The sequence below is a fragment of the Paraeggerthella sp. genome (assembly GCF_048427265.1).
GTDB lineage: Bacteria > Actinomycetota > Coriobacteriia > Coriobacteriales > Eggerthellaceae > Paraeggerthella > Paraeggerthella hominis.
Genome location: NZ_DBFOSR010000121.1, coordinates 24,502 through 30,552 on the forward strand (window position 1 = coordinate 24,502; position 6,051 = coordinate 30,552).

The 6,051-nt window shown below is 60.5% G+C and carries 5 protein-coding genes and 1 pseudogene; 3 read left to right on the top strand and 3 right to left on the bottom strand.

Annotation, left to right across the window (positions count from 1 at the left end; translation table 11 throughout):
- The first annotated feature begins 11 nt into the window (after positions 1-11).
- Positions 12-2,726 carry a DUF6273 domain-containing protein gene (locus ACMNI9_RS10930; protein ID WP_418832086.1) on the top strand — a complete coding sequence of 905 codons (2,715 nt, stop codon included), beginning with the start codon at positions 12-14 and terminating at the stop codon, positions 2,724-2,726.
- Between the two features lie 151 nt (positions 2,727-2,877).
- Here ACMNI9_RS10930 and ACMNI9_RS10935 read toward each other — a convergent pair whose 3' ends face one another.
- Together ACMNI9_RS10935 and ACMNI9_RS10940 are read right to left on the bottom strand one after the other, a co-directional pair.
- The gene (locus tag ACMNI9_RS10935; RefSeq protein WP_114566160.1) at positions 2,878-3,492 is read right to left on the bottom strand and encodes an NUDIX hydrolase; all 615 of its coding nucleotides are present in this window, start codon (positions 3,490-3,492) and stop codon (positions 2,878-2,880) included.
- 168 nt (positions 3,493-3,660) lie between these two features.
- A complete protein-coding gene (locus ACMNI9_RS10940; protein WP_114566288.1) occupies positions 3,661-4,125 on the bottom strand; it encodes an Hsp20/alpha crystallin family protein in 465 nt (154 codons plus the stop codon).
- Positions 4,126-4,398: 273 nt separating this feature from the next.
- On the opposite strand from ACMNI9_RS10940, the gene ACMNI9_RS10945 reads away from it, so the two are divergent.
- Positions 4,399-4,929: a metallophosphoesterase family protein gene (locus ACMNI9_RS10945; RefSeq protein WP_114566161.1), complete on the top strand. Its 531-nt coding sequence runs from the start codon at positions 4,399-4,401 to the stop codon at positions 4,927-4,929.
- Positions 4,926-5,696: a thermonuclease family protein gene (locus ACMNI9_RS10950; protein WP_181792517.1), complete on the top strand. Its 771-nt coding sequence runs from the start codon at positions 4,926-4,928 to the stop codon at positions 5,694-5,696. The genes ACMNI9_RS10945 and ACMNI9_RS10950 overlap by 4 nt, the downstream gene beginning before the upstream one ends.
- Before the next feature lie 147 nt (positions 5,697-5,843).
- On the opposite strand, the pseudogene ACMNI9_RS10955 reads toward ACMNI9_RS10950, so the two are convergent.
- Positions 5,844-6,051: pseudogene (locus ACMNI9_RS10955) on the bottom strand (carbonic anhydrase); the annotation flags it as partial.

Below are 6,051 nucleotides of genomic sequence, written 5' to 3' on the forward strand. Positions count from 1 at the left end.
GAGCGAACGATATGACAAGTACGTTGCAACCGGTTCGCCGGGTATGCGCGGCTGCGTTGGCGCTTATGATAGCGCTGACGGGGTTGAGCATTACGCCGAGCGTGGCTCGAGCGGAGGGCGTCGCGCCGCCGCTCGATGCAGGGTCAAGCTATACGGTTTCGGTTGACGTCCATGACGCCGGCAATCCTTCCGAGCCGTCGATGTCTGCCGGCATGTTGGCTAAAAACGCCGAGATCGACGTGGACGGTTCGGGTCGGGCGCGCATCACGCTGCACTTCGTGCCCGCCCAGATCATGGGCCTTGATGTGCATGCGAGCGACCTTGGCGTGTATGAAGAGGGTTCCCAGAGCAACTTCATCGAAGGGGTTTCGTTCAAGTTGGGCGAAGACAACTCCGCTATCTGCCAGTTCGTCTTGCCGTATGTGCCCAATGACGGCTTGTATCGCGTTGAGATGCGCTCTGACATCATGAACAGAGACGCGCTGTTGTATGTGAAATGGCCCACGTTGAAGAAGACGGGCGGCTTGGGCGATACGCTGGCCGGTTTGGTGGAAAGCGCCAAAAAGTACTCCGCGAACGACTACACCGAGGATTCTTTCGGTAAGTTGAAGGCCGCGATTGCGGATGCGGATGCGGTTCTTGCCAATCCTGATTCGACGCCCGAACAGTTCCAGGCGTCGATCGACGCCGTCAACAACGCTGTTCAGGGGCTGAACGCTGCGGCGAAAAGCCCCTTTGAAGCGGGTCGTACCTACTATGTCGACGTGACCGATCAGGACCCCACGGGAAGTCGAGCGCTTGACCTTGAAGCCCGGTTCGACGTTGACGAAGCCGGCACCATCAAGGCGACGCTGCGTTTCAACCCGTACTCTGATTTTCTAGGAGCCTATCAGGTGTCGGCGGCAACGCTTCTCGATCGCGAAGGGGAGGCCGCTGCGAACAATGCGATCGAGCAGCATGACGACGGCGGGGCAACCTGGACGTTCGATCTGCCTTACTTCGCAAGCACCGGTCTGTACAAGGCGAAGGTGACGGCAACTTCGGCCAGTCCCGACAAAATACATACCCTGGCATTCGACTGGAGCACGATTCGCACCACGGCAGACTTCCGCAAGCTTGCCGCGGCCATAGAGAAGGCCTCCGGTCTTGCCGCGCCGGCCTACACGGCGTCGAGCTTCGCCGTGCTTTCCGAGGCGCTTGCTCGAGCCAAGGACGTGGCTGCCGACACCTCTCACGCGCAGACGACGGTCAACGACGCGCTCGCGGCGTTGACCGAGGCGATGGATAAGCTTTCCATTGCGGAGAATGCGGGTAGCGGCAATACGGTTAACCTGGGTATTTCCGGATTCAACGCCCCGTTTTCGGACGAGAGCGCTCCGGGCAAGCCCTGGGCTGGCAGCCGTGTATACTTCGGCAAGGACGACCAAGGGAAGCCGATTTCCTGGAGGGTTCTGCAGACTTCCAAGGATGGGGTCCTGCTCAATTCGGAGCACACCGTTACCGGTCAGGCATGGAACACCGATATGTCCATTCCTGCCAGCGAGTTGTTCTGGAATACCGCCACGCTGCGTACGTACCTGAACGACGAGTGGTTCAACAAGACGTTCGACGCACTGTCCAAGGAAGCGGTGAAGACCACGGAAGTGAAGTCGTTGTCTTTGGCGGACGCATCGAAAGAGGTGGCGCCTGCCACGCAGGACAGGGTTTTCGCGCTTTCGATACAGGATTACCGGAACAAGGCTTACGGGTTCGTTTCCAATGAATCGCGTGCGGCGAAGGAGATATCGCTTTTGACTCGCACGACCGACGAAAGCATGTCGTTCATGACGATGGTCTTGATTGTTCTGCCAGACGGAGACCTTGAAAGCGGCTTCAACACTATGATGCCCTATACCCCCAATCTGGGAGTTCAGCCCGGTATCACGCTTGATCCGAGCAAGGTTTTGTTGACTACGCCGGCGTCTGCGGCGGCTCCTTCGGGCATTCAGAAGCCTTTGGCCACCGAAGATAACGCTTGGAAACTCACGCTGATCAACGATGATTGGAAGTTCGATGCGAGCAGCCCTCGCGTTGACGGCGAAAAGATCTCCGTAGAGTATGCGGCCAACGCCTCCCCTTCTGGTCGAATGTCGCGAAGCGCCGTCCTCGATCAGGATGATCGCGTAGTGTCCGCCCTTGTGGTGCGCGGTGGCGATTGGAGGACCGGTACCCCTGTCGGCTACGGCACCGTGGGCAAGGTTTCGGGCGAGAGCGGTTCGGTTTCATTTGAGCTGCCCGCCGATTTCAATAAAGAAACCGACAAGCTTTACCTGTTCGCAGAGCGAATTTGCGAAGGTGCCGAGAGCAATATCGCAACGATGCCCGTAGAAGTGAGCGTTCCCGATGCCGAGGAGCCTCCGGCTCCGGAGCCGAACGACCCCAGCACTCCGGGCGGGGACGCCCCGGGAAATTCCAACGCGTCTGACAAGCCTGTTCCATCGAATCCTGGAAATGCCGGGACGTCCGGGTCCTCGCCTGCGCCGTCTGGCGGCCAGGGCCAGGCCGCCGGGTCGACTGATGCGGCGAAGGTCGTTGCTGCAAAAACGGACAGCCGTGCAGCGGCGCAAGCTATTCCCAAGACGGGAGACGCTGTTTTCCCCGCTGCAGCATTTGCTGGCATTGCCGGTGCGGCGGCAGCGTTGTCGCTGATTGCGGTGCGCGCCTATCGTCGTAAGTTGGAGGGTTAGCAGCTGAAGCGTGCGATGTGCGTTTTTCCGTGATACGTGCGGGCCTCGCCTGGCTTGAAAACCGAAGGCGAGGCCCGTGCTGGTTTGCTTGCGGCGTGCGAAGGCGCGAAGTCGCGTGGGCCGCTGGTGTGGGGCGTCTTTGCGCTGGCGGCTACCGTCTGTGCGCGAAGGCTTCCAGCACCAACTGGACGCGGGTGCCCAACGGGGTGGTGTTTTCTGCAAGGAATCGCGGGACGTCGGCGATGTCGAGCAGGAACGGCTCGATGAGCTCGGCGGGTTCCGGTTGCGCGTCCGCCGCTTTCTCGACCTGGGCGAACACAACGTGCACGGTCTCGTCGGTTAGCCCCGTGGACGAGAAGCCGGCTTGCGGCAGCGGGTCGATTGCTTGAGCGCCTAGGTTGGTTCGCAGCGCGTACCCTGTTTCTTCGCGAAGCTCTCGATCGACGCATTCCGCCAGGCTTTCTCCCGGCTCCATGAGGCCGGCCGGAAACGCGATGCACCAACTGTTCAGCGGATAGCGAAATTCCCTGATCAGGAGCAGTTTTCCGTCGGGGGTTTGAGGCACGATGGATACGGCGTCGGGAGGAGTTGGGTTCCCGGCGGCATTTGCTTCGAGTGCGCGACGGTAGGCGTCTTCTCCTTTTCTGGATGCGCTTTCGTATTCGTACAGCGATCCGTCCGGCATGGTGTAGGTGAGCACGTACTTCTTGATCCATCCGTCTGCTACCTGTCGGATGTCTTTGAGGCGGGGCGCGGTTGCGGTCACGGGGTCTCCTTAGGCGATTGTTGCATTTTGTATAGTGTAGCAATGAGGCGAGAGGGCGGAGTCATCGACTCCGCCCTCTCGCCTCATTCGTAGAGCAGGGCAGCTTTGGGGCCGCCCTGCTCGTTTCTTTTGCTGCCGTCCGCGTTTTCAGTGCGGTCCGATGCTGTGCTAGCCTTCGATCGAGATGGTCTTCTTCTCCTCGATCTTGGGCTGCTCTTGCTTCTTGGGCACGGCGATCTTCAGCACGCCGTCTTCGAATTTAGCCTTGATGTCGTCTTCTTCGATATCGTCTCCCACGTAGAAGGTGCGGCTGCATTTTCCGCTGAAGCGCTCCTTGCGCACGTACGTGCCCTTTTCATCCTTGTCCTCGGATTCGGATTGCGTTTGCGCGGTGATGCTAAGGTAGCCGTCCTTGAGCTCTGCCTGCACGTCTTCCTTCTTGAAGCCCGGAAGGTCGATGGTCAGCTGGTATGCCTCGTCGGTTTCCTTGATGTCGGTGCGCATGAGGGCGGGCGACATCTTCTGCATTGCCTGCATTGGCGCGGCTGCCGTGTTGAGGAATGCGTCAAAGGGGTCGGTCATCAGCTCGCTGAGAAGGTTGCGGTTCCTGCGCATGGGTACCATCATTGCCATGTTCATCATCTCCATTTCGTGCGGCTTGCGTGCACGTCATGCAGGTACGTCGTCGCATGGGCGTGACTCAAGCCTCGGTTGCGTCGTTTGTTTGTACGATTCATTTATAGTACGCGTTTTAGCACTCGTCAAGCGAGAGTGCTAAAACGTAACATTCTCGTTGACCTTAGGGGGTTTGCAGCATGCCTTTGCGGTTTTGACGCTTCGCTGAAGGAGGGGCTTGCTCTTGGCAGATGGCCTATACTGGTGCGCATTCGAGGAAAGGATGCGCACATGACGGTAATTGGCCTTATATCCGACACTCACGGGAATCTGTCCGATGATGCGCTGGCGGCTATGGCCGACGTTGACCACATCATTCATGCGGGAGACATCGGCAGCCCTGATATCTTGCGTGCTCTGGAGGCGCTTGCCCCCACAACGGCAGTATTGGGGAACAACGATTTCGATGAGTACGGATCGCGCGTGGGTCGGTTCGCGCATCCGGTTATCGACGGCGTACGTTTTCTGGTCGCGCATTACCCGCGCGATGTTCGCATAGGGTTCAACGGGTGCGCGGGGCTTGCTGCGGGCGATCCCATTCCGCAGGTGTGCGTTCACGGGCACACGCACGTTCCGGAATTGCTGACCGGCGCAGACGCTCGTCCCGCGGAGTATTTTCTGTGTCCGGGAGCTGCATTTCGCCCGCGCGGCGGGTTTCCTCGTTGCACGGGGCGGATGGAGGTTGAGAACGGGCGCGTGTTGCGTGTGCGCATCATGTCGTTGAGCGGCGACGTGATCATGAGCGCAGGGGAGCGGGCGTGAGCGACGGGCGCTTTCCGCCGGTGAAGGAGCGGGACGTTCGGCGAGCTGCGCGGCGCATGGCGAAGCGGCTGGGAAAGAGTCCGGCGGGCAGGATCGCAAGCGGTTTGCTGCTGCTTGCGCTGGCGGTTGCCGCATGGGCGGGGCCGCAGCTTGCTTCGTCGGGAGGGGGTTCGCCTGACGGGTCGGGTGCGCGTCCGACTGCGTCTGCCGGGTTGGAGGCCGCGCATGTAACGGAAGATGCGCGCCGCGCTGCCGAGCAGGACGCGAAGCGCTCGACCGACGTTCAGCGTGCGAACGCGGATCCTGCTGCGTTCGACCAGGTGACGGTCCGGCACGTTGTGGACGGCGATACGCTGGCGGTGCTTTTTGCCGATGGCGAGCGTGCGTCGGTGAGGCTTATCGGCATAGACACGCCCGAAAGCGTGGCGCCGCAAAAGGAGCGTAATCGCGAAGAGGGCGTATGGGCGTCCGACCACATGAAGGGGCTTGTGGGCGAGGGCGACACGTTGTGGCTGCAGTACGATACCAACCAGGTTGACAAGTACGGTCGTCCGCTTGCCTACGTGTGGCGAACCCTGCCCGCCAGTGCCGCCGAGGCCGACAATCCCGCTGTCATTGCGCAGCACATGTTGAATGCCATTCAGGTGATCGACGGCTACGGTCAGCCGAAAACTTACCGTCCCGACACGTATCACGACGGCTTGTTCGCCCAGTGGGGGATCGAGGCCGCCGCGGAAGGGCGCGGGGTGACGTACTTGTGGGCGTAGCGCTGCGAGGTCGCCGACGTCGTTGCACACACGTCGTTGCACGCACACTGCTGCAAGCACATTGTCGCCCGAAACGTACGGTTTTCGCGGCAAAACCGTACGTTTCGGGCGACAATGCGTTCTTCGTTGCGCGCGCGGGGCTTACCCTTAGCAGATGATGGCGAGCTCTCCGGTTTCCGAATCCATCACGCAGCCCGTGACGCGCACGTGCGGAGGCATGACGGGATGCGCGCGCACCATGTCGACGCTCTTCCGTACGGCCTCCTCGGTATCTCCGAAGCCGGCGAGCCAGTGGTCGAAGTCGATACCGCAATGACGTGCGAAATCAATGCGCTCAGAGGACACGCCGAGCCGT

Bases quoted from the DNA above. Each gene is read 5' to 3' on its own strand.
- ACMNI9_RS10930 (WP_418832086.1), top strand. From the start codon at position 12: ATGACAAGTACGTTGCAACCGGTTCGCCGGGTATGCGCGGCTGCGTTG.
- ACMNI9_RS10940 (WP_114566288.1), bottom strand. From the start codon at position 4,125: ATGGCAATGATGGTACCCATGCGCAGGAACCGCAACCTTCTCAGCGAG.
- ACMNI9_RS10945 (WP_114566161.1), top strand. From the start codon at position 4,399: ATGACGGTAATTGGCCTTATATCCGACACTCACGGGAATCTGTCCGAT.